We start from the raw sequence: 25733 nt of genomic DNA on the forward strand, positions 1-25733 counted from the left end.
GCGGCTCAGGTCGGCGGTGTGTACCGGCCGTCGATGACGGTCCACCCGCCGTCGACGAACAGCTGGCTGCCGGTGACGAACGAGGACGCGTCGGAGGCGAGGTAGACGACGGCCCCGACGAGCTCGTCCGGGCGCGACCAGCGGCCGAGGGCGCTCTTGCCCGCGTACGCCTCGGACCACTCCGGCACGGCGCGGATCTGCGCCGTCAGGGGCGTGTCGACGATGCCCGGTGCGATGGCGTTGACGCGCACGCCCTGCAGGCCCAGCTCGACGGCGGCGGCCCGCAGCAGCTGGACGAGGCCCGCCTTCGTCGCGGCGTAGACCCCCTGCCCCGGCTCGACGGTGACGGCGCGGATCGAGCTGAACCCGACGATGCTGCCGCGGCCCCGCTCGGCCATCCCCCGGCCGAAGGCGCGGACGAGGTCGAAGGAGGCCCGGAGGTTGAGCCCGACGACGCGGTCGAACTCCTCGGGCGAGTAGTCGAGCACGCGCTTGCGCACGTTCGTGGCCGCGGTGAAGACCAGCACGTCGACCGCGCCGAGCTCGTCGGCGGCGCGGGCCACGGCGTCGGCGTCGGTGACGTCGAGGGCGTACGCCTCGAACCGGCCACCGGCAACGGCGCCGAGGCGGGCGGTCTCGCGCGCCGCGTCGAGGTCGCGGTCGGCGCAGACGACCTCGGCACCGTGGGCGGCGAGCGCGAGGGCGCTCTCGCGGCCGATGCCGCTGCCGGCCCCGACGACGACGGCGCGGCGGCCGTCGAGGCGGAAGAGGCGGGCGTAGTCGGGTCGCCGGCTCTGTGTGCTCATCGCGCTCCTCCGGTGGTGCGGGCCGCCGACGGGCGGATGATCGCCATCCGCGTCACGGTCAGCTCCTCGATGGCGAAGCGCGGCCCCTCGCGGCCGACGCCGCTGTCCTTGACGCCGCCGTAGGGCATGACGTCGGAGCGGAATCCCGGCACCTCGTTGACGACGACGCCGCCGGCCTCGATGCGGTCGATCGCGGCGAACGCCGTGCCGAGCGACTCGGTGAAGACGCTGGCGTGCAGGCCGTACCGCGAGCGGTTGACGGCCTCGAGGGCCGCGTCGAGGTCGGGCACGGTGCGCACGACGACGACCGGGCCGAAGACCTCCTCGTCCCAGGCGTTCTCGCCGTCGGGCACGTCGGCGAGCACGGTCGGCTGGAGCACCCCGTCGACGACGTCACCGCCGTGCACGAGGGTGCCGCCGGCCTCGACCGCCGCGACGACCCACGACCGGACGCGCTCGGTGGACGCCGCGTCGATGAGCGCCGAGACGCGCGTCGACGCCTCCCGCGGGTCGCCGACGGCGACGTCGCCGACGCGCCGGGCGAGCGCGTCGAGGAAGGCCTCGCGGGCGGGCTCGACGACGACGACGCGCTGGACGCTGATGCAGGCCTGCCCCGAGGCGTAGTACCCGCCGCGGACGACGGCGTCGGCGGCCGCCTCGACGTCGGCGTCGGCCGCGACGACGAGGGCGGCGTTGGAGCCGAGCTCGAGGAGCACCTTGGCGGGCGCGGCGTCCCTGGCGATGCGGTGCCCGACGGCGGCCGAGCCGGTGAACGACACGGCGGCCACGCGCGGGTCGGTCGTCAGGGCGACACCGACCTCGACGCCGCCGGTGACGAGCTGGACCGCCCCGCGCGGCGCCCCGGCCTCGGCGAGCGCCTCGCGGACGACGTGGACGAGCCAGAGCGTCGCGAAGGGCGTCTGCGGGGCCGGCTTGACGACGACCGGGCACCCGGCGGCGAGGGCCGGGGCGAGCTTGTGGGCGGCGAGCAGCAGCGGGTAGTTGTAGCCGGCGATGCCGACGACGACGCCGACGGGCTTGCGCACCCAGAACCCGACGAGGCCCTCGCCGCTCGGCAGCAGGTCGAGGGGCACCGTCTCACCGTGCAGCCGCGCGACCTCCTCGGCCGCGGTCAGGAGCGTCAGCAGGGTGCGGTCGACCTCGACCCGGCAGTCGACGAGCGGCTTGCCGGTCTCGAGGACGAGGAGCCGCTCGAGGTCGTCGCGCCGCTCGGTGAGCCGACGGTGGGCCGCGGTCAGGGCCGAGCGGCGGACGTGCGACGGGAGGTCGGCGACGGTGCCGCGCAGCTCGTGCGCCACCGAGATCGCCTGCTGGGCAAGCGCGCTCGTGCCGACCGGCGCGTGCGCGACGAGCTCGCCGGTGTAGGGGAAGTGGACCGGTGCGGTAGCCCCCGGGTCGACCCAGTCCTCGCCGACGGGGAGCCCGGCGGGGTGGTCGGGCGTGTACGTCGTCGAGTGGGTCGTCGTGCTCGTCACCGAGGGTCTCCCAGGAGGTCGGACGCGCCGGCGCCCTCGAGGGCGCGGCGCATGCTGGGCGCCGCCCGCAGGAGGCGCTGGGTGTAGGGGTGCTGCGGGTCCTCGAAGACCTGCGCGGTCGGCCCGGTCTCGACGATCTCGCCGGCGCTCATGACGGCGACGCGGTCGCAGAGGTGCCGCACGACGGACAGGTCGTGCGAGACGAAGACGAGGGTGAGACCCAGCTCGGACACGAGGTCGCCGATGAGGTTGAGCACCTGGGCCCGCACCGACACGTCGAGGGCGCTGACCGGCTCGTCGGCGAGCAGGATCGAGGGCTTCGGCGCGAGCGCCCGGGCGATCGAGATGCGCTGGCGCTGGCCGCCGGAGAACTGGTGGGGGTAGCGCTCGGCCGCCTCGGCGGGGAGGCCCACCGCGTCGAGCAGCTCGGCGACCCGCCCGTCGCGGCCCGGGAGCCCCTGCGCGTCGAGCGGTTCGGCGACGATGTCGCGCACCCGCATGCGTGGGTCGAGCGAGCCCATCGGGTCCTGGAAGACGAGCTGGAGCGCCGAGCGGAGGAAGGCGAGGTCGCGCTCGCGCCGGCCGGTGACCTCGAGGCCCTCCACGCGGATCTCCCCGCTCGTCGGCCGGTCGAGGGCGGCGAGGAGGCGCAGGAGCGTCGACTTGCCGCACCCGGACTCGCCGACGATCCCGAAGCGCTCGCCACGCTCGACCTCGAAGGAGACGCCCTTGAGGGCCTCGACGACCGGGCCGGGCCGCCGCAGTGAGGTGCGCGGGCGGCGGTACTCCCGGCGCAGGTCGGTGACGCTGATGGCGGCGGTCATCGCTGCTCCTCCCCCGCCCCGGCAGGGTGGTGGCAGGCGTAGCCGTCGCCCGGGTCGGGCCCGGTCCACGGCGGCGCCGTGGCGCACTCCGCGGTCGCGTGCGCGCACCGGTTGCGAAAGACGCAGCCGTCGGGGAAGGCGCCGGCGGCCGGCACCGAGCCGCGGATCGTCGGCAGCCGGCCCTCGGCGTCGACGGCGTCGAGGTCGGACGCGGCGAGCAGGCCCTCGGTGTAGCGGTGCCGCGGCCGGCGGAACACCTCCTGCACCGGACCGGCCTCGACGACGCGCCCGCCGTACATGACGAGGACGCGCTCGCACACCGTCGCGACGACCGCGAGGTCGTGGGTGATGAAGAGCATCGCGGCGTCGCGGGCCGCCACCCCGCGGACGATGAGGTCGAGCACGCGCGCCTGGACCGTGACGTCGAGCGCCGTCGTCGGCTCGTCGCAGACGAGCAGGGCGGGGTCGTTGGCCAGGGCGATGGCCACGACGACGCGCTGGCGCTGGCCGCCGGAGAGCTGGTGCGGGTAGGCGCGTGCGGCGTCGGCGGGGTCGGGCAGCCCGACCTGGTCGAGCAGCTCGACCACGCGCGCGCGCACGGCACGCCGGTCGGTACCGGCACCGCTGCGGTCGCGGTGCAGCGTGATCGCCTCGGCCAGCTGGTCCCCGACGCGCATCGTGGGGTTGAGCGCGGTCATCGGCTCCTGGAAGACCATCGCCACCTCGCCGCCGCGCACGCGTGACCACTGCCGCTCCGACGCCGACGCGAGGTCGGCGCCGACGCCGGCGAGGCGCACCGAGCCGTCGACGCGCGCGTCCTCCGGAAGCAGGCCGAGCAGGGTGAGGCTCGTCAGGGACTTGCCCGAGCCGGACTCGCCGATGAGCCCGACGCGCTCGCCCCGGTCGATGGTGAAGGTGAGGTCGTGGAGCAGGTGGTGGCGCCCGATCCGCACGTCGAGGCCCTCCACGTCGAGCACGCGGGTCTGGCTCATCGGCGGTCCTCCAGCCGGGGGTCGAAGTGGTCGCGCAGGCCGTCGCCGAGCAGGTTGAAGCCAAGCACCGCCACGGCGATGGCGATGCCGGGCACGAACGCGAGGCGCGGGGCGGCGTAGAGCAGCTCCTGGCTCTCCTGGAGCATCCGGCCCCACGACGGCGTCGGCGGTGGCGTGCCGTAGCCGAGGAACGACAGGGCGGCCTCGGCGAGCACGGCGATGGCGAAGGACACCGACGCCTGCACGATGACGAGCCCGCTGACGTTCGGGAGCACGTGGCGCAGCCCGATCGACCACGGCCGGCGGCCGGCCGCTCGCGCGGCGAGCACGTACTCGGTGCCGAGCACCTGCAGCGAGCCGCCGCGCACGAGCCGCACGAAGCTCGGCACCGACGCGATGCCGATGGCGACCATCGCCACGAGGGTGCTGCCGCCGTAGACGGCGCCGAACATGATGGCGAGCAGCAGCGCCGGGAAGGCGAGGAGCAGGTCCATCCCCCGCATCAGCGTCTCGCCGAGCCAGCGGGTGGCCATCGCGGCGACGAGGCCGAGGGGCACCCCGACGAGGCCGGCGACGCCGACGGCGACGACGCCGACGAAGAGCGTCGTGCGCGCCCCGACGAGCAACTGGCTCAGGACGTCGCGGCCGAGCTTGTCGGTGCCGAGCAGGTGCGCGGGATCACCGATGGGACGCAGCCGGGCCGACGCGTCGACGAACGTCGGGTCGTACGGCGTCCACACGAACGAGACGAGCGCCATGAGCACGACGGTCCCGACGAGGACGGCGCCCACGACGAGGGTGGCCCCCGGTCGGCGTCGGCGCGGGCCGGCCGCGACGATGCCGGGGTCGGGCGTGACGGTGTCGGGGGCGGCGGCGTCCGGTCGGACGGTGTCGGCGCTCATCGGGCAGCCACCTTGAGTCTCGGGTCGATGACGAGGTAGAGCAGGTCGACGACGAAGTTGACGAGCAGGACCGCGACGACGAGCAGCATGACGATGTCCTGCACGAAGACGAGGTCGCGGTTGGCCACCTGGTCGAGCAGGAGGCTGCCGAGCCCCGGGATGACGAAGACGCGCTCGACGACGACGGCGCCGATGAGCAGCGTGGCCAGCTGGAGGGCGAGGACCGTGACGACCGGGATCGCCGCGTTGCGCGACCCGTGCCGCCACAGCGCCCGCGTCGGGCCCAGGCCCTTGGCGCGGGCCGTGCGGATGTAGTCCTCGCGCCGCACGTCGAGCACGGCGCTGCGCACGTACCGCGTGAGCACCGCGCCCTGCACGAGCCCCAGCGAGAGCACCGGCAGCACGAGCTGGCGCAGGAACATCGACGGGTCCTCGTTCGGCGGCGTCCACCCGTTGGCCGGCAGCCACTGCAGCTTCACGGCGAAGACGGTGATGAGCACGATGCCCATGAGGAACGCCGGCACGGCGACCCCGACCTGCGAGAGCGCCGACAGCACGACGCCGCTGGGGCGTCGGTGCCGCACCGCCATGAGCGTGCCGAGCGGCAGCGCGACGACGAGGGCGACGACCATCGCGCAGACGACGAGCCACAGCGTCACCTGGAGCCGGTCGATTATCTGCGGCGCGATCTCGGCCCGGGACACGTAGCTCGTGCCGAGGTCGAACCGCACGAGCCCACCGACCCACGACAGGTACTGCGTCACGAGGGGCCGGTCGAGGCCGAACTGCTCGCGCAGCTGGGCCACGGCCTGCTCCGAGGCGTTGACGCCGAGGGCGACGCGCGCCGGGTCGCCCGGCAGCAGCACCATGAAGACGAAGACGACCACGGAGCTGACCACGAGGCTCGCGAGGAGGATCGCGGTGCGCCGGACGACCTGGAGCAGCATCGGGAAGGGTCCTCCGTCGGGTCCGTCAGGAGCGGGCGAGGTCGCGCAGCACGAACGCCTCGGTGATGGCGTTCTTCGGCAGCCCCGTGATGCCCTTCTCCGCGACCATGAGGTTGGGCAGCAGGAAGAGGAAGTCGGCGGCGGCGTCCTGCGACAGCTCGCGGGCCGCCTTCTTCATGAGCGTCACCTGCTCCTCGGGCGTGCCGGAGTCGGCGGCCGCGAGGTCGGACTGCAGCTGCTTGTTGTCGTAGCGCGTGTAGTACTTCGGGTCACCGAAGACGGCGGGCAGGTCGCGCGGCTCGACGTGCGCGACGATCGACATGTCGTAGTCGGCGTCGCTGAACACGGTGCCGAGCCAGACGGCCGGGAACTCGAGCTGGTCGAGGGTCACCTGGAAGCCGGCCTGCTCGAGCTGGCTCTTGACGACCTGGCCGCACGACACCGCGTAGGGCAGCGTCGGGATGCGCAGCCGGATCGGCGTCTTTCCCACGCCGGTCTCGGCGACGAGCGCCTTGGCCTTGGCCAGGTCGTGCGGGTAGAGGCCGGTGAGGTCCTCGTACCAGGGGTCGGTCGGGGGCACCATGCTGCCGATGAGGGTGCCGCGCCCGGCCCAGCAGGTGTCCATCAGGGCCTGGTGGTCGATGGCGTAGCGGGCCGCCTGGCGCACCTTGAGGTCGTCGAAGGGTGCCTTGCCGTTGTTGAACGACAGGACGACCTCGCCGTTCGTCGTGCCCTCGACGATCTCGTACTTCGGGTTGTTCTCGAACTGGGCCAGCGACTCGGGTGCCTGGACCGTGCCGACGACGTCGATCGTGCCGGTGAGCAGGGCGTTGTTGAGGGCCGTCGGGTCCTTGAAGTACTTGAGCGTGACGTCCTGGAAGTACGGCTTGGTGCCCCAGTACGCCGGGTTGGCCTTGAGCGTGATGGAGTCGCCGCGCTTCCACGTGCCGAACGTGTAGGGACCGGTGCCGACGGGCTTGTTGGCGAGGTCGCCGACGCCCTTCTCGGTCATCATCGCGCCGACCCGCGTCGACATCCGGTAGAGCCAGTTGTTGCTCGGCTTGCTCAGCGTCACCTGCAGCTGGGTGTCGCTGAGGGCCTTGGCGTCGGCGACGACGTCCATGGCCGACTTGAGCGAGATGGTCCAGTCGGTCTTGACGCGGTTGATCGAGAAGACGGCGTCCTTGGCGGTGAACTTCTCCCCGTCGGAGAAGGTCGCGTTGGGCACGAGGTCGAAGGTGTAGGTCTTCCGGTCGGCCGACACCTTCCACGAGCTGGCGAGCTCGGGCTTGAGGTCACCGTTCTGGTCGACCTTGACGAGGGTCTCGTAGACGTTGTCGAGCAGGGCCTGCGAGATGGCGGCCCCGTCCTTGGTCGTGAGGTCGAGGCTCGCCGGCTCGGCGACGAGGCCGACGGTGAGCTTCGTGCCGCCCGCACCCCCGGAGCCGCCCGCACCGCCGCTGGACCCGCCGGAGGCCCCGGAGCCGGCCGAGCAGGCGGCGGTGAGCGTGAGGAGCAGGACGCCGGCCGCAGCCGTGCCGATGCGGGAGTCCTTCATCGTGTCTCCATCTCGTGCAGGACCGCGGCGCCGAGCGTGGTGGTGCTCGCCGTGCCGCCGAGGTCGGGGGCGTGGTGGGTCGGGCGAGGGTCTCATTCCGTTCACTGGTCTGACCAGTGGACTTTTCCGCGCTGAGAGGTACCGTTGCCCTCATCGAGCCCGATGTCAAGGGTTCGTCCGTCCGGCCGACGCGTTCGCGCGCCCCTCGGCCAGCTGTCCGCACGGGAGGACCTCGATGACGAATCCGCTTGCCGCCCAATCCCGCCCGGCAGCAATGACGGCCACCGAGCTCATCGCGTCCTACCGGTCGGGCGACCTCTCCCCCGTCGACGTGCTGCGCGACGTCCGGCAGGTCGTCGAGGCTCGCGAGGCCGAGCTCAACGCCTTCGCGGTGCACGACCTCGACGCCGCCGAGCTGGCCGCGTCCGCGAGCGCGGCCCGCTGGCGTGCGGGTACCCCGGCGGGCCCGCTCGACGGCGTCCCGGTGACGATCAAGGAGAACCTCGCTCGCGCCGGCGTGCCGATGCAGGTGGGCAACGCCGGCGTCACGCCGGTGGTCCCGGAGCGCAGCTGCCCGGTCGTCGACCGCGTCGAGGAGGCCGGCGGGGTCGTCCTCGGCTCCACCGTCATGCCCGACTGGGGCATGCTCAGCTCGGGCGTCTCCAGCCTGCACGGGATCACCCGCTCCCCCTGGGACCCGTCGCTGACCACGGGCGGCTCGAGCTCGGGAGCCGGGGCCGCCGCCGCCGGCGGCTACGGGCCGCTCCACGTCGGCACCGACATCGGCGGCTCGATCCGCCTGCCCGGAACGTGGCTCGGGCTCGCCACGCTCAAGCCGAGCGCCGGTCGGGTCCCCCTCGACAACCCCTACCTCGGACGCGTGGCCGGCCCGATGGCGCGCTCGGTCGAGGACGTCGCCCTGCTCCTGTCGGTCATCGGCCGCCACGACCCCCGCGACTGGACCGCCCTGCCGCCCGCCGACCTCGACCTCGACATCTCGGCGACGCCGCTCGACGTCGCAGGCCTGCGCGTCGGGCTGCACCTCGACGCGGGCTGCGGGCTACCGCTCGACCCCGAGGTGCGCGCCTGCGTGGAGCGGGCGGCGAGGCTCTTCGCCGACGCCGGCGCCCGCGTCGAGCCGCTCGAGCCGTTCATGGCGCCGCGGCTGCTCGCCGACCTCGACCAGTTCTGGCGGGTGCGCTCCCTCGTCGACCACGAGTCCCTGGCCCCCGAGGCCCGCGAGCGCGTCCTGCCGTTCATCCGGCGCTGGGTCGGCGCCGTCGCCGACGTCGACGGGAAGGCCGTGCTGCGCGACTACTCGAGCATCATGGCGATCCAGCAGGCCACCGTCGCCGCCACCGAGCGCTTCGACCTCGTGCTCTCGCCGGTGGCCCCGATGGCCGCCTTCCCGGCCGAGTGGCCGATGCCGTGGGGCGAGGGCGACGAGGGCATGGCCCACATCGGGTTCACCGCCCCGTACAACCTGTCCGGCCAGCCGGCCGCGACCGTCAACTGCGGGTTCACCGCCGACGGGCGCACCGTCGGCCTGCACCTCGGTGGGCGCCGGTGGGACGACGTCGGCGTGCTCCGCGCGGCCGCCTGGTACGAACGGCACCGCGGCCCCGACGCCACGCCGTGCTGGCCGATCCCCGAGGCCGTGCAGGCCTCCTCCGGCACGGAGCGCCCCGGTGCCTGAGCCCGGCGCGTCGACCCGCGCCTTCGAGCAGGTCCGGCCCGTGCGCCTCTACGAGCGCATCGTCGAGCAGGTCGAGGAGGCCGTCGGCCGCGGCGAGCTGCGCCCCGGCCAGCGGCTGCCGAGCGAGCGCGAGCTCGTCCTCCAGTTCGGCACGAGCCGGGCCACGGTGCGCGAGGCGCTGCGGGTCCTCGAGAGCAACGGCGTCGTGCGGTCGCGGCCCGGCGACCCCAACGGCCCGGAGATCCTGCCCGTCACCTCCGGCCAGCTGACCAAGCAGATGCGCCGCCTGGCCCGGGCCGACGGCCTGACGCTGTCGCAGCTGCTCGTGTCGCGGATGATGCTCGACTCGACGGCCAACCGCCTCGCCGCGACGCTGCGCACCGAGGCCCAGCTCGCCGAGATGGAGACGGCGATCGCCCAGATGCGCGAGGCCGTCGAGGGCGGCTATGCCTCGTTCAGCGAGGCCGACTTCGCCTTCCACGAGGCCATCGCCCGGGCCAGCGGCAACACCTTGATCCAGGTCTGCAACGCCGTCGTGCGCGACACCGTCCTGTCGCTCATCTCCGACAAGATCGCCCACGCCCGCAACAGCAAGGCCCTCATGCGCCGCTCCCTCGGCCACCACGAGCAGGTGCTCGACGCCATCCGCTCCGGCGACGGCGCGGGCGCGGCCCACGCGTCGATGCACAGCCTCTACGAGTACTACGCCGGCTACGTGCCCGCGCCCGAGCGCGCGACGCTGCGGGCCCTGCTCGACGACTGACGGTTCGGGCGCGACCGCCCGGCGGGGCGGCGTCGGGGCGCGTCACCGGACCCGGCAGAATGCGTGGCTCCACGCGTCGTCGACCAGGAGTGTGTGACCGGTGAGTGTGCAGGTGAAGGTGGCCTCGATCGAGCAGCGGATCGCCGAGGAGCTCGGGGTCCGTGAGGGACAGGTGGCCGCGGCGGTGGGGCTGCTCGACGGCGGGTCGACCGTGCCGTTCGTGGCCCGCTACCGCAAGGAGGCCACCGACGGCCTCGACGACGCGCAGCTGCGCTCGCTCGAGGAGCGCTTGGCCTACCTGCGCGACCTCGAGGACCGGCGCGCCGCCGTGCTCGCCTCCATCGAGGAGCAGGGCAGGCTCGACGACGGGCTGAAGGCACGCATCCTCGCGGCCGAGACCAAGGCCCGCCTGGAGGACATCTACCTGCCCTTCAAGCCGAAGCGGCGCACCAAGGCGCAGATCGCCCGCGAGGCGGGCCTCGAGCCGCTCGCCGACCTGCTGCTCGGCTCCCCCGACACCGACCCCGCCTCCGCGGCAACGGGTTTCGTCGACAGCGACAAGGAGGTCGCCGACGCCGCAGCGGCCCTCGACGGTGCCCGCGCCATCCTCGTCGAGCGCTTCGCCGAGGACGCCGACCTCATCGGCGACCTGCGCCAGCGGGTGTGGGCCAAGGGCCACCTCGTCGCTCGCGTGCGCACGGGCAAGGAGGAGGACGGCTCGAAGTTCGCCGACTACTTCGAGTTCGACGAGCCCCTGCACAAGCTCCCCTCGCACCGCATCCTCGCGATGTTCCGCGGCGAGAAGGAGGACGTGCTCTCGATCGAGGTCAGCCCGACCGACCCCGCCGTCGAGGCCGAGCCCGGCCCGACGGAGTTCGAGCGCGCCATCGCCCACCGCTTCGACATCGCCGACCGCGGGCGCCCCGCCGACCGGTGGCTCGCCGACACGGTGCGCTGGGCCTGGCGCACCAAGATCGTCGTCCACCTCGGGGTCGACGCCCGGATGCAGCTGCGCCGGGCCGCGGAGGAGGAGGCCGTCCGCGTCTTCGCCGCCAACCTGCGCGACCTGCTGCTCGCCGCCCCTGCCGGCGCCCGCGCGACGATGGGCCTCGACCCGGGCTTCCGCACCGGCGTCAAGGTCGCCGTCGTCGCCGCCACGGGGCGCGTCGTGGCCACCGAGGTCATCCACCCGCACGTGCCGCAGAACCGCTGGGACCAGTCGGTCGAGACCCTCGCCCGGCTCGCCAAGGCGCACGGCGTCGAGCTCGTCGCCATCGGCAACGGCACGGCCTCCCGCGAGACCGACCGCCTCGCGGCCGACCTCGTCAAGCGCCACCCCGACCTGCGCCTCACGACCGCCGTGGTGTCCGAGGCCGGCGCGTCGGTGTACTCGGCGTCGGCGTTCGCCTCGGCCGAGCTGCCCGGCATGGACGTCTCGCTGCGCGGCGCCGTGTCGATCGCCCGCCGCCTGCAGGACCCGCTCGCCGAGCTCGTCAAGATCGACCCGAAGTCGATCGGCGTCGGCCAGTACCAGCACGACGTCTCGCAGGTGGCGCTGTCTCGCTCGCTCGACGCCGTCGTCGAGGACTGCGTCAACGCCGTCGGCGTCGACGTCAACACGGCGTCGGCTCCCCTGCTGACGCGCGTGTCCGGCATCACCGGCACGCTCGCCGAGGGCATCGTTGCCCACCGCGACGCCAACGGCCCGTTCCGCACGCGCCGCGCGCTCAAGGACGTCGCACGGCTCGGCCCCAAGGCCTTCGAGCAGGCGGCCGGGTTCCTCCGGATCCCCGGCGGCGAGGACCCGCTCGACGCCTCGGCCGTGCACCCCGAGGCCTACCCGGTCGTGCGCCGGATGCTCGAGGCGGCGGGCACCGAGCTGACCGCGCTCATCGGCAACTCGGCCGCCCTCAAGGCGATCCGCCCGCAGGACTTCGTCGACGACACCTTCGGCCTGCCGACCGTCACCGACATCATCGGCGAGCTCGACAAGCCCGGCCGCGACCCGCGTCCCTCGTTCAAGACGGCCACGTTCAAGGAGGGCGTCGAGGAGGTCAAGGACCTGCGGCCCGGCATGACCCTCGAGGGCGTCGTCACTAACGTCGCCGCCTTCGGTGCCTTCATCGACGTCGGCGTGCACCAGGACGGCCTGGCCCACGTGTCGGCGCTGTCGAAGCAGTTCGTCCGCGACCCGCGCGAGGTGGTCAAGCCGGGCGACGTCGTCATGGTCAAGGTGCTCGACGTCGACGTGCCCCGCAAGCGGATCTCGCTGACGCTGCGCCTCGACGACGAGCTCCCCCGCCCGGGCGAGAAGCCGTCAGGTGGTCAGCGCCAGGGCGGAGGTCAGCGCCAGGGCGGCGGGCCCCGTCAGGGTGGCGGGCCCCGTCAGGGTGGCGGCCAGCGCGACGGTCAGCGTCAGGGTGGCCAGCGGCCGGGCGGGCAGCGTGAGGCTCCCGCCGGCGGCTCCATGGCCGACGCGCTGCGGCGAGCCGGCTGGAACGGCTAGGACGCACCGAACGCACCGGGCTGTCAGCGCGTCGGGCAGCACCCGACGCGCCGACAGCCCTTGTCGTGGGCGCCGACCTCTGGTCGACTGGACCAACGATGGGTCCGGCCCATCAGGGGCCGGGTCTTGGAGCGCCGCGAGCCGTCGCCGGCTGCAGCGGCACAACGGAGGTGCCCATGAGCAGTGCAGCCCAGTCCGTCCCCGCGCCCGCCGAGGACGCAGAGCCCGACCAGTCCCTCGCCGGGGTCCACACGAGCGCGACGTTCGACCGCCCGGTCGACCAGGTGTGGCTCCACCTCGTCAGCGGCCGCGGCACCGAGGCGCTCCTCGGACCCGGCGTGACTCTCGGCAGCAAGGGCGAGTCGTGGCACAGCGAGGACGGCCCGCACGGCGTCGTCCGCAGCTGGCACCCGATGGAGCAGATCCGCGTGTCGTGGCACCCGCACGCCGACGGCCCCCTCAGCATCGTCGACCTCCAGCTGCGCCCCGAGGGCTCGGGCACCCGCCTCGACCTCTTTCACGAGGGCGAGGGCATCGCCGAGGACGGCGCCGGCGACAAGCAGCGCTGGGACGACGCGCTCGGCCGGTTCGGCTCCACGCTGCAGGGCTGAGCGCCCTCAGCGCACGACGAGCACGGGACACTCGGCGTCGTGCAGGAGCCGGTGGCTCACCGAGCCCAGGAGCATGCCGGTGAAGCCGCCGTGCCCGCGCGAGCCGACGACGACGAGCCCTGCGGTGCGGGCCAGCTCGGCGAGCGTCCGGCCGGGGTCGCCGTAGAGCACCGCGGTCGTCACCTCGAGACCCGGGTGGTCGGCGCGGGCCCGTTCGGCCGCGCGCGCCACGCTCTGCTCGGCGTGCTCGCGCAGCGCGTGGGTGTCCTCGGTGCTGGCGCGTGACGTCTCGGCGTAGGTCCACGCCTCCATCGCGGCGGAGTGGGCCACGCGCACGACGTGCAGCATGGCGTGCTCGCGCTCGGCCCACGCGGCCGCGGCGTCGAGGGCGCGCTGGGCGGCCTCGGAGTCGTCGATCCCGACGACGACGGGTCGGCCCGGGCCCGGGCGCGCCACGTGCAGCTCGTCGGTGTGCTCGTCGGCCTCGCCGTGCCCGCGGACCACGACGACCGGGCAGTGCGCGTGGGCCGTCGCCGCGTACGACGTCGAGCCGAGGATGCCCGAGCGCAGGCGTCCGCGCCCCCGGCTTCCGACGACGAGCAGGTCGGCGTCGTGCGAGGCGTCGACGAGCTGGCCGGCGGGGCTGCCGAGCCAGTACTGGGTGCTGATGAGGGACGCCTCGAGGCTCCTCGACGCGTGCTCGGCACCCTCGTCGACGAGCGACTTCGCGGCCTGCTCGAGCATCGGCTCGACGTGCGACAGGTCGACGGCCGGGAACGCCGGCACCATCGACAGGTTGACGCTGTGCACGATCGTCAGCCGCGTGCCGAGCTGGCGGGCCGTCTCAGCGGCCCACTCCAGGGCGAGCCGCGCGCTGGGCGAGCCGTCGTAGCCGACGACGACGCCCTGGACCTCGTTGACCTGGTCGTTCATGAGAGCACCCCTCCCTGGGCCTTGGCCGGGCGGGCCGCTCCGGCCACCTTCATCGTCTCTCGGCGCAGGGGTCCGCGGCGGCCGGTTGTGGCAGGGCGGACAGTGTGAGGTGCGGAACAGCGACGGGGCGTCGCCGCGCGTCAGGACGCGTCGTCGCGGGCGGCCGCGGTCGCGCGGTCGTTGGCCCGCTGGAGGGCCTCGGCCAGCTGTGCCTTGGTCATCGTCGAGCGACCCTCGACGCCGAGGCGTCGGGCCAGCGCGTAGAGGTGGGCCTTGGTCGCGTTGAGGTCGACGCCGCCGGCACTGTCGCCGTCGTCGCGGTGGGCGCGGGCGTCGGCGCCGCGTCGGGCGGCCTGGGGGTCGGACGGGCCCTTCTCGGGCTTCTCCTCCCAGTGGTCCCCGACCTTCTCGAAGGTGTGCTTGAGGGCCGCGAACGCGGTGCGGTGGGCGCGCTCGCCCTCGCCGTACTGCTCGACGGCGGACTCGTGGGTCGCCCGCCACGTGTCGCGGGCCTTCTTCGGTGAGCGCTGCAGCGTCGAGGGAAGGTCGTCGTCGGTGGCCACAGTCATGACGTACCCGCCCAGGGGCCTGCACAACGGCGCCGGCATCGGGTATCACGGAGGGATGAGCAGCCAACCGGAGCCGCGACCGGACGAGCTCGAGCCCGAGGAGTTCGAGCCGCAGGACCCCGAGCCCGAGGAGGACTACGCCCCCGCGCGAAGCCACGGCGACGACGCCACGGCGCGCGCCGCCGAGGCCGACCTGCTCGAGCAGGAGCAGGAGGTCGGGTTCGGCGAGGACGACACCCCGGACACCGCCGAGGAGGACCGCGCCTGACGCCGGACCCGACTCCCACCCCACCGGCCTCCGCCGCCGGGGCCGTCGGTCAGCCGACGGCCTTGACGGCGTCCACCTCCCCCGCGCCGTACCAGCTGTTGTGGCCCACGCCGCCCTGGCACGTCTGCAGCGCCCCGGAGTCCAGGCCCGGGAAGAAGTCGTAGGCCGACGTGTCGGCCGGGCACGCGATCGGGTTGACGGCGTTCTGCACGGCGGCCGAGAGCGCGCCGGTGCGCTTGCCCGTCACGCTGGCGACGAGCGCGGCGACGCCGGCGACGTGCGGGGACGCCATCGAGGTGCCCTGCTGGTAGCAGTAGGTCGCGCCGCTCGGGTCGACGAGGCGTCGGGCCGGGAGGCACGTGCTCGCGAGCAGCGATGCGGGCCACGTCGACAGGACTCGCCCGTTGGGAGACGCCGCCGTCCGCTGCAGGACGGAGTCGCCACCGGGCGCCGCGACATCGACGGTCGAGATGCCGAACGAGGAGTAGAACGACTTCTGGCGCAGGTTGCCCGTCGCGCTCACGCCGATGACGCCGGGCGCCTCGGTCGGGAAGACCGCGCAGGCGTTGGTCACGGTCCGGGTCACCGGGGTGGTGTCGTCCGGGCTGGTCTGGTCGAGGGTGGGGTGCGACAGGTCGTCGGCCTGGTTGCCCTCAGCGGCCACGACGAGCACGCCCCTGCCCTGCGCGTAGGCCAGGGCTCGGCGCTCGGCGGTCCAGATGGCCCGCTGCTCGACGTCGTTGCGGCAGTTGAAGAGCCACGGGTCGGCGAAGTAGCTGTTGTTCGTCACGGCGACGCCGTGGTCACCGGCCCACATGAACGCGCAGACGACGGCCTCCGGGAAGAAGAACCCGTTGGCGTCGCCCGCCTTGATGCCGGCGATCCGGACGCCCGGTGCGACACCGACGATGCCGATGCCGTTGGCCGCGGCGGCGATGGTGCCGGCGGTGTGCGTGCCGTGGCCGTTGTCGTCCATCGCGGCCACCTTGCCCGGGACCGGGGCCCCGCTGACGCAGTTGGCGCTGGCGCTGTCGTCGACGTTCGGCGCGAGGTCGGGGTGGGTGTAGTCCAGCCCGGTGTCGATGTCGCCGACGAGGACGGAGCGGTCACCGGTCGTCACGGCGTGCGCGGCCGGTGCGTTGATCTGGTCCATGTCCCACTGGAGGCCCGACAGGGTGTCGCCGGTGGGCGCGGCCGGGGCGGCGTCGGCGGTCGTCCCCGCGGTGTCGGCGCCGGACGCGTCGTCGATGCGCGTCGCGAACTTCGCTGTGGCGGAGACTCCCTCGACTCCTGGGGCCGCGCGCATGGTCTGCGCGAACGACGACGACGTCGACGAGGCGACGACGACCGAGATCGCCGACCACGACGACACGACCCGACCGCCCGCAGCGCCGATGGCACCGGCGGCGCCGGACACCGACGAGCCCGGCGACAGGACGACGAGGTAGGTGCTGGCCCCGGTCGCCGACGTGCCGGCGGCGGACGCGCCGGAGGCGACGACCGAGGAGAGGCCCGTGAGGGCGAGGGCTCCGGCCGCGACGGCGGCGGTGAGCAGTCGAGAACGTCCCCGAGAAGTGGTGGCGGACATGGGTCCTCACTTCCACGACGGTCACGCGCGGCGCGCTCCGTCGCCGGGCCGTCCCCGTCGGCGGCCCGCTGCCGACGCTAGACCCGCCCGCTCCGGGCCGTCCCAGGGTTCGGTGCAACCGGGGTCGGCTCGCGGCCAACGTCCCCATTTGCCCGTGCCCGTTCCTCGTCCCGACGGCGTGGGTACGTCGGGGAGCGGTGCAGACGTGGCGCCGCACGCCAGCACTCACGGGTTCAGCCACGAGCAAAGGAGACGTGATGAGTGAGGCCGTAGCGGCACGCAGCACGGAGGCGGTGCGCAGCCTGGTCCCGGCCCGGATGGACCGGTTGCCATGGACGAAGTTCCACTGGTCGGTGGTCATCGGCCTCGGGGTCTCCTGGATCCTCGACGGCCTGGAGATCCAGATCGTCTCCGAGTCGGGCTTCCAGAAGACCCTCGGCATGACGTCGGCCCAGGTGGGGCTCACCGGCACCGTCTACCTCGTCGGGCAGGTCGTCGGGGCGCTGACGTTCGGACGCCTGACCGACCGGCTCGGGCGGCGCAAGCTGTTCATCCTGACCCTCGTCATCTACCTCGTCGGCTCGGGCTTGGCGGGCCTGTCGCCGGACATGTGGTTCCTCTGGGTCTGCCGGTTCATCGCCGGCATGGGCATCGGCGGCGAGTACACCGCGATCAACTCGGCCATCGACGAGCTCATCCCGTCGCACTACCGCGGCCGCGTCGACATCGCCATCAACGGCACCTACTGGTTCGGCGCCTTCTTCGGCGCCCTCGCCAACCTCTACCTGCTCAACCCCGACAACGTCGCCGAGAACATCGGCTGGCGCCTCGCGTTCTTCATCGGCCCGATCCTCGGCCTGTCGATCATCTACCTGCGCCGCCACATCCCGGAGAGCCCACGCTGGCTGCTCACCCACGGCTACGCCGAGCAGGCCGAGAAGACCGTCGACGACATCGAGGAGCGGGTGCGCCGCGAGGGCGGCCAGATCTCCGAGGTCGACGAGAGCAAGGCGATCGTCGTCAAGGCCGAGGACCGGATGGGCCCGAAGGTGCTGTGGGACGTCTTCGTCCACCGCTACGGACGCCGCACCGTTCTGGGCCTGACGATGATGGTGACGCAGAGCTTCCTCTACAACGCGATCTTCTTCACCTACGCGCTGGTCCTGACGAACTTCTACGGCATCGACAAGGCCGGCACGTCGATCTACTTCCTGCCGTTCGCGCTCGGCAACCTGCTCGGGCCGCTGCTGCTCGGGCACCTGTTCGACACGATCGGGCGCCGCACGATGATCTTCACGACGTACTCGATCGCCGGCGTCGTGCTGCTCGTGTCCGCGTGGCTCTTCCACGCCAACGCGCTGACGGCCACGACGCACACGATCTTCTGGTGCGTGTCGTTCTTCTTCGCCTCGGCGGGCGCGTCCGCCGCCTACCTCACGGTGAGCGAGATCTTCCCGCTCGAGGTGCGCGGCCAGGCGATCTCGTACTTCTTCGTCGTCGCCCAGTGCGCGGGCGCCGTCGCGCCGGTGCTCTACGGCGCCCTCATCGGTGAGGGCAAGGACCGTGGCCCGCTCACGTGGGGCTACGTCGCGGGCGCCGTCATCATGATCATCGGTGGCATCGTCGCCAAGCTCATCGGCATCGACGCGGAGCGCAAGTCGCTCGAGGACGTCGCCGACCCGCTGAGCAAGGTCGACGAGTCCGAGGCCGCGGCGTGAACGTCTCGGACCTCGCCCGCCTGGGGCGTCCGTTCACGATCGTCGTCGGGGTGAGCCCGACGAGCGGGTCGCCGGGCGCGCTCCGGTGGGCCGTCGAGGAGGCCGCCGCCCGGCGCGGCCGCGTCGTCGCCGTGCGGGCCTGGCGCCCGCACGCCCCCGAGACCGCGACGGGTGGGCGGCTGCCGTCGGTCATCGCCGACGACAGCGCCCGCGACGACGAGGCCGCCCGGCTCGCGAACGACGTGTCGTCGGTGCTCGGGCGCGACCACGTCGTCGAGACGCGCGTCGTCGCCGGCAAGCGGCGGTCGGTGCTCGTCGAGGAGAGCCGCGAGGCCGACCTCGTCGTCATCGACGCCGGCACCTCCGCCGAGGTCGGGGCGCGCTGGCTCGGCAGCCGGCTCGTGCGCTCGGCGCTGTGCCCGGTCGTCGTCGTGCCGCCGTCCCTCAGCGGACGGGGGCCGAGCGCCTTCGGCACGGCAGCGGGGTCGTTCGCCCGATCGGTCGAGCGTGCGGCCGCCACGGCCGGTCGCCCTGGCTTCCAACGTCCCCCGGGCGGGCGCGACGGCGACTGACCACCGACGCTGCGCGACGCGCCCTACCGGATGACCATCACCGGGCAGGGCGCGTCGTGCACGACACGGTGGCTGACCGAGCCGAGGAGCATGCCGGCGAAGCCGCCGTGCCCGCGCGACCCGACGACGACCAGGCCGGCGCCGACGCGTCGGGCGTGCTCGGCGAGCGTCGACCCGGGAGGCCCGTCGGGGACGGTCTCGACGACGGTCAGGCCGGGATGGGCCGAGCGGACCCGGTCCGCGAGCGCCCGGGCGACCTCGGCCGTCGCGGCGCGCGTCTCCTCGGAGGCGTCCTGCACCCAGGACCCGGGCACGACGAGGCCGAACCCGGGCGCCGGGTCGGCCGCCCAGATCGCGGCGGACGGCAGGTCGTGGACGGCGACGACGTGCAGGTCGGCCTCGGCGGCGGCCGCGAGGGTCGCGGCCGCCTCGAGCGCCCGCGCCGCGGCGTCGGACGCGTCGACGCCGACGACGACGGGGTGCGCCGGTCCGGCGTGGACCGCCTCGTCACCACGCACCACGACGACCGGGCAGTGCGCGTGCGCCGTGACCGCGTAGGCCGTCGAGCCGAGCAGCCCGGCGCGGGCGTCGCCGCGGCCACGGGAGCCGGTGACGACGAGGTCGGCGTGCCGCGAGGCCTCGACGAGCTCGGCGGACGGGCTGCCGACGACCGAGACGGCGTGCACGCGGGAGCGGTCGAGCTCCTTGGCGGCGCGCTCGACCGCCTCGCCGACGAGGCCCGCGGTCATCTCCTCGTAGAGCTGCGCCGAGGGCCCGAGCTCGTACGCGCCGGCGGTCGCCGCGGCGCTGAGCCCGATCGCGTCGACGATCGTCAGGTCGCGGTCGTCGCGGCGGGCCGTCTCGACGGCCCACTCCAGGGCGAGGCGGGCGCCGGGCGACCCGTCGTAGCCGATGACCACGCCGGTCGTCGCGGACAGGTCCCGTTCACTGCGGTTGGTGCTGCTCATGGCCGGCCCTCCCACGGACGCGGCCGGGGGCCGTGCGCTCCCGGCCACCTCCATCGTCCTGCGCCCGACGGGCGGCGGCGGGCGGCTGTGAGCCCCGGAACAGTGCGGCGTCGGTCACCCGGCTCGTAGCATCGGGGGCATGACGCTCCTCGAGCGTGACGAGCAGCTGCGCGCGGTCGCGGGCTGGCTCGACGACGCGGCCGCCGGGCACGGCCGGCTCGTCTACGTGGCCGGCGAGGCGGGCATCGGCAAGTCGACCTTCGTGGGTCACGCCGTGGCCGAGTCGGCCGACCGGGCCCGCGCGCTCGTCGGGCAGTGCGACGGCGCCGCGACGCCCGCGCCCCTCGGCCCGCTCGCCGAGATGCTCCCGGGGCTGCCGCCGGGCACGTGGCCGGCGGACGCGTCGCGCCACGAGGTCTTCACCCGCCTCGTCGACGTGCTCCGCGCTCCCCCGCACGCCGAGCCGTACCTGCTCGTCGTCGAGGACGCCCACTGGGCCGACGAGGCGACGCTCGACCTCGTGCGCCACCTGGCACGCCGCGTGCACTCCTGCCGCGCGCTCGTGCTCGTGACGTACCGTCCCGAGGACGTCGGGACGGCGTCGGGGCTGCGGGTCGTCCTCGGCGACACCGCGTCGGCCGACGGCACGCGTCGGGTCGACCTGCCGCCCCTCACCGTCGAGGGCGTCGCCGCGCTCGCCGACGCGTACGCGCGCGAGCGCCCGAGCGGGACCCAGCTCGACGCGCGTCGGCTGCACGACGTGACGGGCGGCAACGCTTTCTTCGTCACCGAGGTGCTGTCCGGGAGCGCGGCGTCGCTGCCGCCGACGGTCCGTGACGCGGTGCTCGCGCGTGTGGCGCGCCTCGACGAGGGCGCCCAGCGCGCCCTGGAGGTCGTCGCCCTGGCCGGCGCGCGGGTCGGCACCGACCTCGTCGAGGAGCTGGTCCACGACGGGCTGACGGCCCTCGACGAGCCGTTGTCGCGCGGCCTGCTCGTCCTGTCGGGCACCGAGCTGACCTTCCGGCACGAGCTCGGGCGCCTCGCCGTCGCCGGCAGCGTCCCTGCGGGCCGGCGGATCCACGTGCACCGGCGGCTGCTCGAGGCGTTCCTGCGCCGGGGCGCGGAGCCCGAGGTGCTCGCCCACCATGCCGACGCGTGCGGCGACAGCGAGCGCGTCCTCGAGTTCGCGCCGGTCGCGGCGCAGCGCGCCGGCGCGCTCGGCGCCCACCGCGAGGCCGTCGAGCAGTACCGCCGCACGCTCGCCCACGCCGACGCCCTGCCGGCCGGACGCGTCACCGACGCCACGCGCGCGGACCTGCTGTGGGCGCTCGGGTACGAGCTCTACCTCACCGACCGCATCGAGGCGGCGATCGCGGCCGTCGACGCGGCACGGGCCATCTGGGACACCGACGGCGACGACGTGCGCGTCGGTGACGCGTGGCGCTGCCTGTCGCGGCTGTCGTGGTTCGCCGGCCGCAACGACGACGCCGAGTCGCAGGCCCGCACCGCGGTCGACGTGCTGGCCGGGCACCCCGGCGTCGAGCTGGCCCTCGCCTACAGCAACACGACGCAGCTGCGGATGCTCTCGAGCGACGTCGCCGGCACGCGCGAGTGGGGGGCGCGGACCCTCGAGCTCGTCGAACGGCTGCCCGAGGGCCCGAAGCGCACCGAGGTGCGGGTGCACGCGCTGAACAACCTCGGGACGATCGAGATCACGGTCGGCGCGGTCGAGGCCGGCACCCAGCTGCTCACCGCGAGCCTCGACGGCGCCCGGGCCGCCGACCTGCACGAGCACGCCGCGCGGGCCTACTGCAACCTGGCCTCCGGGGCGGTCGTGCAACGCCGCCACGACGAAGCACGACGGTGGCTCGAGGAGGGCATCGACTACTGCGCCGACCGCGACCTCGACTCGTGGACCCTCTACCTGCTCGGGTGGCGGGCGCGGTTCGGGCTCGACCGCGGCGAGCACGTGGCGGCCCGTCGCGACGCCGACGCCGTCGGCCGCGGCGACGTGGCAGCGGTCGGCGCGATCGAGCCGCTACTGACGCTGGCGCAGCTGCGGGCCCGGCGCGGCGAGGCCGGGTGGGAGCCCCTGCTCGAACGTGCGGCTGGTCTCGCCGAGGGGATGCGCGAGATCCAGCGCGTCGCGCCGGTCGTTGCGGCGCAGACCGAGTTCGCTTGGCTGGCAGGCGAACCCGAGCGAGCGCGTCAGGTGGCGCTGGCTGCCTGGCCGCTGGCGAGCGAGGCCGACTGCGCGTGGCACCGCGGCGCGGTCGCCCGCTGGCTCACCCCGGACGACGTCGCCGGTCTCGGCGGCGCCGGGCTCGGCGGCGGCCCCGACGGCGCCGGCCCGGAACCCGTTGCCGCACCGCCCTACGCGGCCGAGCACGAGGGGCGCTGGCGCGAGGCTGCTGAGCTCTGGGAGGCGCTGCACTCCCCCTTCGACCAGGGCCTGGCGCTGGCTCGGAGCGGCGACCTCGACCTCATGACGGCGGCGGTCGGCGTCTTCGAGGCGATCGGCGCCGATGCCGCGGCGTCGCGCGTCCGTACGGACCTGCGGGCCAGGGGCTGGCCCGCCCCGCGCGCGGCCCGCGAGAGCACGCGTCGTCACCCGGCCGGCCTCACCGCCCGCGAGAGCGAGGTGCTGGTCCTGCTCCACGAGGGCCTCACCGACGCCGCGATCGCCGAACGGCTCGTCATCTCGCGGCGCACCGCGGAGCACCACGTGGCCTCGATCCTGGCCAAGCTCGGCGTCGGCAGCCGGCGCGAGCTCGCCAACGTGGGTGGTGCCGTCACCGCGAATGGGTAGCCGTCACCCATGACCGGCGGGTGCGGCCCGGCGACGCTGGAGTCATCAGGAACTCCACGGCAGCCACCCACGGCGGCCACTCCACGAAAGGACGAGCGATGCCGCTCTTCATGGACATCCACACCCTCGGCGACGGCGTCACGATGTCGGACGTCGCGAAGGCTCACGAGGCCGACCTGGCCACGCAGGGCCCGCACGGCGTCAGCTACCTGCGCTACTGGGTCGACGAGGACCGCGGGCAGATCTTCTGCCTCGTCGAGGCACCGGACGCCGAGTCGGCGAACACCGTGCACCGCGAGGCACACGGTCTCGTCGCCGACTCGATCTACCAGGTGCAGGAAGGCGCCTGACGCGGGTCGGGTCATGGATCGCACGCCGGGTGCCGTCGACAGCAGGTCGACGTCACCCGGCGTCGTCGTGCCCCCGAGATCCGCCGTTCGCTCCCCTGCGTCGGTGCCGGTCCGTACTGTGCTCCTCGTGCACACAGGGGGATGGCGCGCGGTGATGGACCGCGCCTTGGGCGGACCACGTCGGCGACGGCGACGGATGGAGCGCCGCCTGCGAGCGCTCGACCGGCTCGATGCCCGATCAGGCAGTGACTCGGTCTCGTGGCCGGGCCATCTCGCGGCCTCTGCCCCGCCGCAGCCCGGGGTGTGGCGTGGCCCGACGTCGACGCCTCCGGGTCGAGGCCCTCGCCGCCGCAGCACTCGCATCGGACCGTGGTGGGAGCGCCACCCGACGCTCGGCGCGGTGGTCGTGGTCGTCATCATCGCGGCGGCACTGGCCGGGCCGCAGGGTTTCACCATGCTCTTCCCTGCCCGGGCCGAGCACCCCTTGGGAACGGGCGTCCCACAGGCCGGCGTCGAGGAGGAGGACTCGCGCATCCTTCCGGCGGTCGCCCAGGGCAAAGACCCCGGCGCGGGGTCCTATGCGTTCCTGAGCACGAGCCCGGGTTCCGAGGAGCCGGTCACCTACGATCCGTGTCGGCCGATCCACTACGTCATCCGGTCGCACGGTGAGAGTCCCTTGGCGGACCAGCTCGTCCACGACGCCGCCGCAGAGGTGTCGCAGGCGTCCGGCCTCCGGCTCGTGTACGACGGCACGTCCGGCGAGGCGCCGAGGGACGACCGGGCCGCGTTCCAGCCTGAGCTCTACGGTGACCGCTGGGCGCCGGTCCTCATCGCGTGGAGCGACCCGGTCGAGACGGCCCATCTCGCGGGGAGGACGGCGGGCGTCGGTGGGTCCGTCGCTTGGCCGGACAGTCACGGAAGGGCGACCTACGTGACCGGCATGGTCCGCCTGGACACCCCCTCGCTCCAGGAGCACCTGCAGGATCCGGGCGCCTCGGAACAGGTCCGGGCGATCATCGCGCACGAGCTGGCCCACGTGCTCGGCGCTGCCCATGTGACCGACCGCCACCAGCTGATGTACCCGGAGAACCTGGGCCAGACCCGGCTGGGGGCCGGCGACAGGTACGCCCTGGCGCGCCTGGGTCAGGGCGAGTGCGCACCCGGCCTCTGAGTCGGACGCTGCCTGTCTCGTGTCAACGAGAACGCTTGTGGGACAGGGCCGTACGGCGAACCAGCCCTTGACATCATGTTCGAACTGGTGTTCGATTGGGAGATGGAGGCAGGGGCGGGAGATGTACGCGACGCGGTCGCCGATCTGGCGTCTGTGAGCGTGCAACACCTGTCGGCCAACCGCTCCCCCGCCCCCTCGCGCCAGCGCTCCCTGTCCGTGCTCGAGCGGTCGATCCGGCGCGACATCGCCAGGCACGTGCTGGCTGGGGGCCTCCCCGACCTCGTCGCGGAGCTCGTCGAGGCCGCGAGCGACGACCTGACCTCGTGGTCCCCCACAGACATCGAGGCGCAGGCCGACGCCGAGCTGCGCGTCGTCGAAGCGGTCGAGTACGGCAAGGCGGTACTCGACGCCGTCGGCCTCGAGGCACTGGCCAGGCTCCGGTCCTCGATCGAATCGGGCGAGCTCGCCCGCGTCGACGACCTCGGCGCCAAGCCGCCCGCCGGGTGGCTCGACGCCGACCGGTTGACGGTGCTCGAGGTGACCACCGCCACCGGGCTCGGACCGCAGGAGGTGCACGACCGGCTCGCCCTGGCCACCGACCGCGCCGAGGGTTCGGCCGAGCTGCGCCGGCGGCTGCGCTCGGGCACGGTCAGCCTGCACCGGGCGCGCGTCCTGCACGACGACGTCCGGCACCTCGACGGTCTCACGGCCGTCGAGGTCATCGAGTCGGTGCTCCGCCACAAGGACGGCGCCCCACCCTCACCGACGCTCTTCCGGCAGCGCCTCACCCGCGCCTGCCTGGCCGCCGACCATGAGGCCGCGCTGAGGCGTCGACGGTCGCGGCGACGCCGTGGAGCGTTCGCCAGGATCGACGCCGACGGGCTCGGCGTCCTGACCGTCACGAACGACGCCGACAAGATCGTCGCCGCCATGGAGCGGGCCGACGCCCTGGCGCGCGCGGCGCGGCTGGCGGGTGACACTCGCGCGCTCGACGTCCTGCGCGCGGACGCCGTCACCGACCTGCTGGTCTTCGGAACCGTCCCTTCTGCCCGAACGACATCCGCTCCCTCCGCCGCTGGCGCCGGCACCCGTCCTGCGTCCGACGGGGACGCGTGGACCGCCCTCCTCGGCCGGCGCCCAGCCGCGTCCGTCAGCGTTGTCGTCCCGCTCCCGGTGGCGCTCGGCACAGCCGATGTGCCGTGCGAGGTCCCCGGTTACGGCTGGGTCGACGCCGAGCAGGCCCGACGCCTCCTGGTCGGCCCAGACTCCCGGTGGCGGATCATCGCCGTGGACGCAGCCACCGGCATCGCCACCGGAGTCAGCACCAACGCCTATCGGCCCACGGCCGCGATCCGCGCCGTCGTCGAGGCCGTCGACGGCACCTGCCGCGGACCCGGCTGCACCGTCCCCGCCGCACGCTGCGACCTCGACCACGACATCCCGTGGCCGCACGGACCCACCGACAGGACGAACCTCACGAGCAAGCACCGGGAGCACCACAACGCCCGCACCCACGGCCACTGGGACGCACGGCGCGACGAGGACGCTCGGGTGCACTGGCGCACGGCTGCCGGTCGGCGCTACGTGACCGGACCCAAGGACTGGCTCGAGGACCTCCGACCCACGCAGGCGAGACCACCGCAACGGCGGCCGGAGCTCGACGCACCTCCCCCGTTCTGAGCGTTG

At 74.0% G+C, this 25733-nt stretch carries 22 protein-coding genes; 11 read left to right on the forward strand and 11 right to left on the reverse strand.

Going from position 1 to position 25733, the window contains the following annotated elements; translation table 11 throughout:
* Positions 1–5: 5 nt before the first annotated feature.
* Genes BIV28_RS02170 through BIV28_RS02200 form a run of 7 tightly spaced genes read right to left on the reverse strand, consistent with a single transcriptional unit; the run spans position 6 to position 7525 of the window.
* Entirely contained in the window at positions 6–806 is an 801-nt protein-coding gene (locus tag BIV28_RS02170) for an SDR family NAD(P)-dependent oxidoreductase (protein ID WP_076258919.1), read from the reverse strand.
* Positions 803–2302: an aldehyde dehydrogenase family protein gene (locus BIV28_RS02175; protein WP_076258920.1), complete on the reverse strand. Its 1500-nt coding sequence runs from the start codon at positions 2300–2302 to the stop codon at positions 803–805. Before BIV28_RS02175 ends, BIV28_RS02170 begins: the two co-directional genes overlap by 4 nt.
* On the reverse strand, positions 2299–3126 hold the full coding sequence (locus BIV28_RS20480; RefSeq protein ID WP_076258922.1) for an ATP-binding cassette domain-containing protein: 828 nt from the start codon (positions 3124–3126) through the stop codon (positions 2299–2301). The genes BIV28_RS02175 and BIV28_RS20480 overlap by 4 nt, the downstream gene beginning before the upstream one ends.
* Positions 3123–4118 (reverse strand): oligopeptide/dipeptide ABC transporter ATP-binding protein, encoded by a 996-nt coding sequence (locus tag BIV28_RS20485; protein ID WP_076258924.1) that lies wholly within the window; start codon positions 4116–4118, stop codon positions 3123–3125. Before BIV28_RS20485 ends, BIV28_RS20480 begins: the two co-directional genes overlap by 4 nt.
* Entirely contained in the window at positions 4115–5020 is a 906-nt protein-coding gene (locus BIV28_RS02190) for an ABC transporter permease (protein WP_083706960.1), read from the reverse strand. Before BIV28_RS02190 ends, BIV28_RS20485 begins: the two co-directional genes overlap by 4 nt.
* On the reverse strand, positions 5017–5967 hold the full coding sequence (locus BIV28_RS02195) for an ABC transporter permease (protein ID WP_076258926.1): 951 nt from the start codon (positions 5965–5967) through the stop codon (positions 5017–5019). Before BIV28_RS02195 ends, BIV28_RS02190 begins: the two co-directional genes overlap by 4 nt.
* A gap of 25 nt (positions 5968–5992) precedes the next feature.
* On the reverse strand, positions 5993–7525 hold the full coding sequence (locus tag BIV28_RS02200; RefSeq protein ID WP_076258927.1) for an ABC transporter substrate-binding protein: 1533 nt from the start codon (positions 7523–7525) through the stop codon (positions 5993–5995).
* A 274-nt stretch (positions 7526–7799) separates the two neighbouring features.
* Here BIV28_RS02200 and BIV28_RS02205 point away from each other — a divergent pair, with 274 nt between their 5' ends.
* The 4 genes from BIV28_RS02205 to BIV28_RS02220 all read left to right on the forward strand — a co-directional run bounded on the left by BIV28_RS02205 (position 7800) and on the right by BIV28_RS02220 (position 13101).
* Positions 7800–9221: an amidase gene (locus BIV28_RS02205; protein ID WP_083706961.1), complete on the forward strand. Its 1422-nt coding sequence runs from the start codon at positions 7800–7802 to the stop codon at positions 9219–9221.
* Positions 9214–9984 (forward strand): FadR/GntR family transcriptional regulator, encoded by a 771-nt coding sequence (locus BIV28_RS02210; RefSeq protein ID WP_076258931.1) that lies wholly within the window; start codon positions 9214–9216, stop codon positions 9982–9984. Before BIV28_RS02205 ends, BIV28_RS02210 begins: the two co-directional genes overlap by 8 nt.
* Positions 9985–10084: 100 nt before the next feature.
* A complete protein-coding gene (locus tag BIV28_RS02215) occupies positions 10085–12490 on the forward strand; it encodes a Tex family protein (protein WP_076258932.1) in 2406 nt (801 codons plus the stop codon).
* 176 nt (positions 12491–12666) lie between these two features.
* Positions 12667–13101 carry an SRPBCC domain-containing protein gene (locus BIV28_RS02220; protein ID WP_076258934.1) on the forward strand — a complete coding sequence of 145 codons (435 nt, stop codon included), beginning with the start codon at positions 12667–12669 and terminating at the stop codon, positions 13099–13101.
* A 6-nt stretch (positions 13102–13107) separates the two neighbouring features.
* Here the strand turns inward: BIV28_RS02220 and BIV28_RS02225 are convergent, their stop codons facing one another.
* Together BIV28_RS02225 and BIV28_RS02230 are read right to left on the reverse strand one after the other, a co-directional pair.
* Complete coding sequence (locus BIV28_RS02225; protein WP_076258935.1) at positions 13108–14034, reverse strand: universal stress protein; 927 nt, start codon at positions 14032–14034, stop codon at positions 13108–13110.
* A 140-nt stretch (positions 14035–14174) separates the two neighbouring features.
* Complete coding sequence (locus tag BIV28_RS02230; RefSeq protein ID WP_076258937.1) at positions 14175–14603, reverse strand: ChaB family protein; 429 nt, start codon at positions 14601–14603, stop codon at positions 14175–14177.
* Positions 14604–14658: 55 nt separating this feature from the next.
* On the opposite strand from BIV28_RS02230, the gene BIV28_RS02235 reads away from it, so the two are divergent.
* The gene (locus tag BIV28_RS02235; protein ID WP_076258939.1) at positions 14659–14871 is read left to right on the forward strand and encodes a hypothetical protein; all 213 of its coding nucleotides are present in this window, start codon (positions 14659–14661) and stop codon (positions 14869–14871) included.
* A 49-nt stretch (positions 14872–14920) separates the two neighbouring features.
* Here the strand turns inward: BIV28_RS02235 and BIV28_RS02240 are convergent, their stop codons facing one another.
* Positions 14921–16459 (reverse strand): S8 family serine peptidase, encoded by a 1539-nt coding sequence (locus BIV28_RS02240; protein ID WP_076258941.1) that lies wholly within the window; start codon positions 16457–16459, stop codon positions 14921–14923.
* Positions 16460–16716: 257 nt separating this feature from the next.
* Here BIV28_RS02240 and BIV28_RS02245 point away from each other — a divergent pair, with 257 nt between their 5' ends.
* Both BIV28_RS02245 and BIV28_RS02250 read left to right on the forward strand, forming a co-directional pair.
* On the forward strand, positions 16717–18177 hold the full coding sequence (locus BIV28_RS02245; protein ID WP_076258942.1) for an MFS transporter: 1461 nt from the start codon (positions 16717–16719) through the stop codon (positions 18175–18177).
* Positions 18174–18749: a universal stress protein gene (locus BIV28_RS02250; RefSeq protein WP_076258944.1), complete on the forward strand. Its 576-nt coding sequence runs from the start codon at positions 18174–18176 to the stop codon at positions 18747–18749. The genes BIV28_RS02245 and BIV28_RS02250 overlap by 4 nt, the downstream gene beginning before the upstream one ends.
* 23 nt (positions 18750–18772) lie before the next feature.
* On the opposite strand, the gene BIV28_RS02255 is transcribed toward BIV28_RS02250, so the two are convergent.
* Positions 18773–19717 carry a universal stress protein gene (locus tag BIV28_RS02255; protein WP_076258946.1) on the reverse strand — a complete coding sequence of 315 codons (945 nt, stop codon included), beginning with the start codon at positions 19715–19717 and terminating at the stop codon, positions 18773–18775.
* Positions 19718–19856: 139 nt separating this feature from the next.
* On the opposite strand from BIV28_RS02255, the gene BIV28_RS02260 reads away from it, so the two are divergent.
* The 4 genes from BIV28_RS02260 to BIV28_RS02275 all read left to right on the forward strand — a co-directional run bounded on the left by BIV28_RS02260 (position 19857) and on the right by BIV28_RS02275 (position 25727).
* Positions 19857–22526 carry an ATP-binding protein gene (locus BIV28_RS02260; RefSeq protein ID WP_076258948.1) on the forward strand — a complete coding sequence of 890 codons (2670 nt, stop codon included), beginning with the start codon at positions 19857–19859 and terminating at the stop codon, positions 22524–22526.
* Between the two features lie 98 nt (positions 22527–22624).
* Positions 22625–22876, forward strand: a complete 252-nt coding sequence (locus BIV28_RS02265; protein ID WP_076258950.1) for a DUF4242 domain-containing protein — start codon at positions 22625–22627, stop codon at positions 22874–22876.
* 400 nt (positions 22877–23276) lie between these two features.
* Positions 23277–24047, forward strand: a complete 771-nt coding sequence (locus tag BIV28_RS02270) for a zinc metalloprotease (protein ID WP_076258952.1) — start codon at positions 23277–23279, stop codon at positions 24045–24047.
* 153 nt (positions 24048–24200) lie between these two features.
* Positions 24201–25727, forward strand: coding sequence for an HNH endonuclease signature motif containing protein (locus tag BIV28_RS02275; protein ID WP_076258953.1), 1527 nt, complete (start codon positions 24201–24203; stop codon positions 25725–25727).
* Positions 25728–25733: the final 6 nt, after the last annotated feature.

Source organism: Intrasporangium flavum, from assembly GCF_001956915.1.
Classification (GTDB): Bacteria; Actinomycetota; Actinomycetes; order Actinomycetales; family Dermatophilaceae; genus Monashia; species Monashia flava.

Coding starts and splice junctions, on each gene's coding strand:
- BIV28_RS02190 (WP_083706960.1), bottom strand. CDS start 5,020: ATGAGCGCCGACACCGTCCGACCGGACGCCGCCGCCCCCGACACCGTC.
- BIV28_RS02245 (WP_076258942.1), top strand. CDS start 16,717: ATGAGTGAGGCCGTAGCGGCACGCAGCACGGAGGCGGTGCGCAGCCTG.
- BIV28_RS02200 (WP_076258927.1), bottom strand. CDS start 7,525: ATGAAGGACTCCCGCATCGGCACGGCTGCGGCCGGCGTCCTGCTCCTC.
- BIV28_RS02240 (WP_076258941.1), bottom strand. CDS start 16,459: ATGTCCGCCACCACTTCTCGGGGACGTTCTCGACTGCTCACCGCCGCC.
- BIV28_RS02205 (WP_083706961.1), top strand. CDS start 7,800: ATGACGGCCACCGAGCTCATCGCGTCCTACCGGTCGGGCGACCTCTCC.
- BIV28_RS02235 (WP_076258939.1), top strand. CDS start 14,659: ATGAGCAGCCAACCGGAGCCGCGACCGGACGAGCTCGAGCCCGAGGAG.
- BIV28_RS02195 (WP_076258926.1), bottom strand. CDS start 5,967: ATGCTGCTCCAGGTCGTCCGGCGCACCGCGATCCTCCTCGCGAGCCTC.
- BIV28_RS02170 (WP_076258919.1), bottom strand. CDS start 806: ATGAGCACACAGAGCCGGCGACCCGACTACGCCCGCCTCTTCCGCCTC.
- BIV28_RS02255 (WP_076258946.1), bottom strand. CDS start 19,717: ATGAGCAGCACCAACCGCAGTGAACGGGACCTGTCCGCGACGACCGGC.
- BIV28_RS02230 (WP_076258937.1), bottom strand. CDS start 14,603: ATGACTGTGGCCACCGACGACGACCTTCCCTCGACGCTGCAGCGCTCA.
- BIV28_RS02260 (WP_076258948.1), top strand. CDS start 19,857: ATGACGCTCCTCGAGCGTGACGAGCAGCTGCGCGCGGTCGCGGGCTGG.
- BIV28_RS02220 (WP_076258934.1), top strand. CDS start 12,667: ATGAGCAGTGCAGCCCAGTCCGTCCCCGCGCCCGCCGAGGACGCAGAG.
- BIV28_RS02225 (WP_076258935.1), bottom strand. CDS start 14,034: ATGAACGACCAGGTCAACGAGGTCCAGGGCGTCGTCGTCGGCTACGAC.
- BIV28_RS20480 (WP_076258922.1), bottom strand. CDS start 3,126: ATGACCGCCGCCATCAGCGTCACCGACCTGCGCCGGGAGTACCGCCGC.
- BIV28_RS02265 (WP_076258950.1), top strand. CDS start 22,625: ATGCCGCTCTTCATGGACATCCACACCCTCGGCGACGGCGTCACGATG.
- BIV28_RS20485 (WP_076258924.1), bottom strand. CDS start 4,118: ATGAGCCAGACCCGCGTGCTCGACGTGGAGGGCCTCGACGTGCGGATC.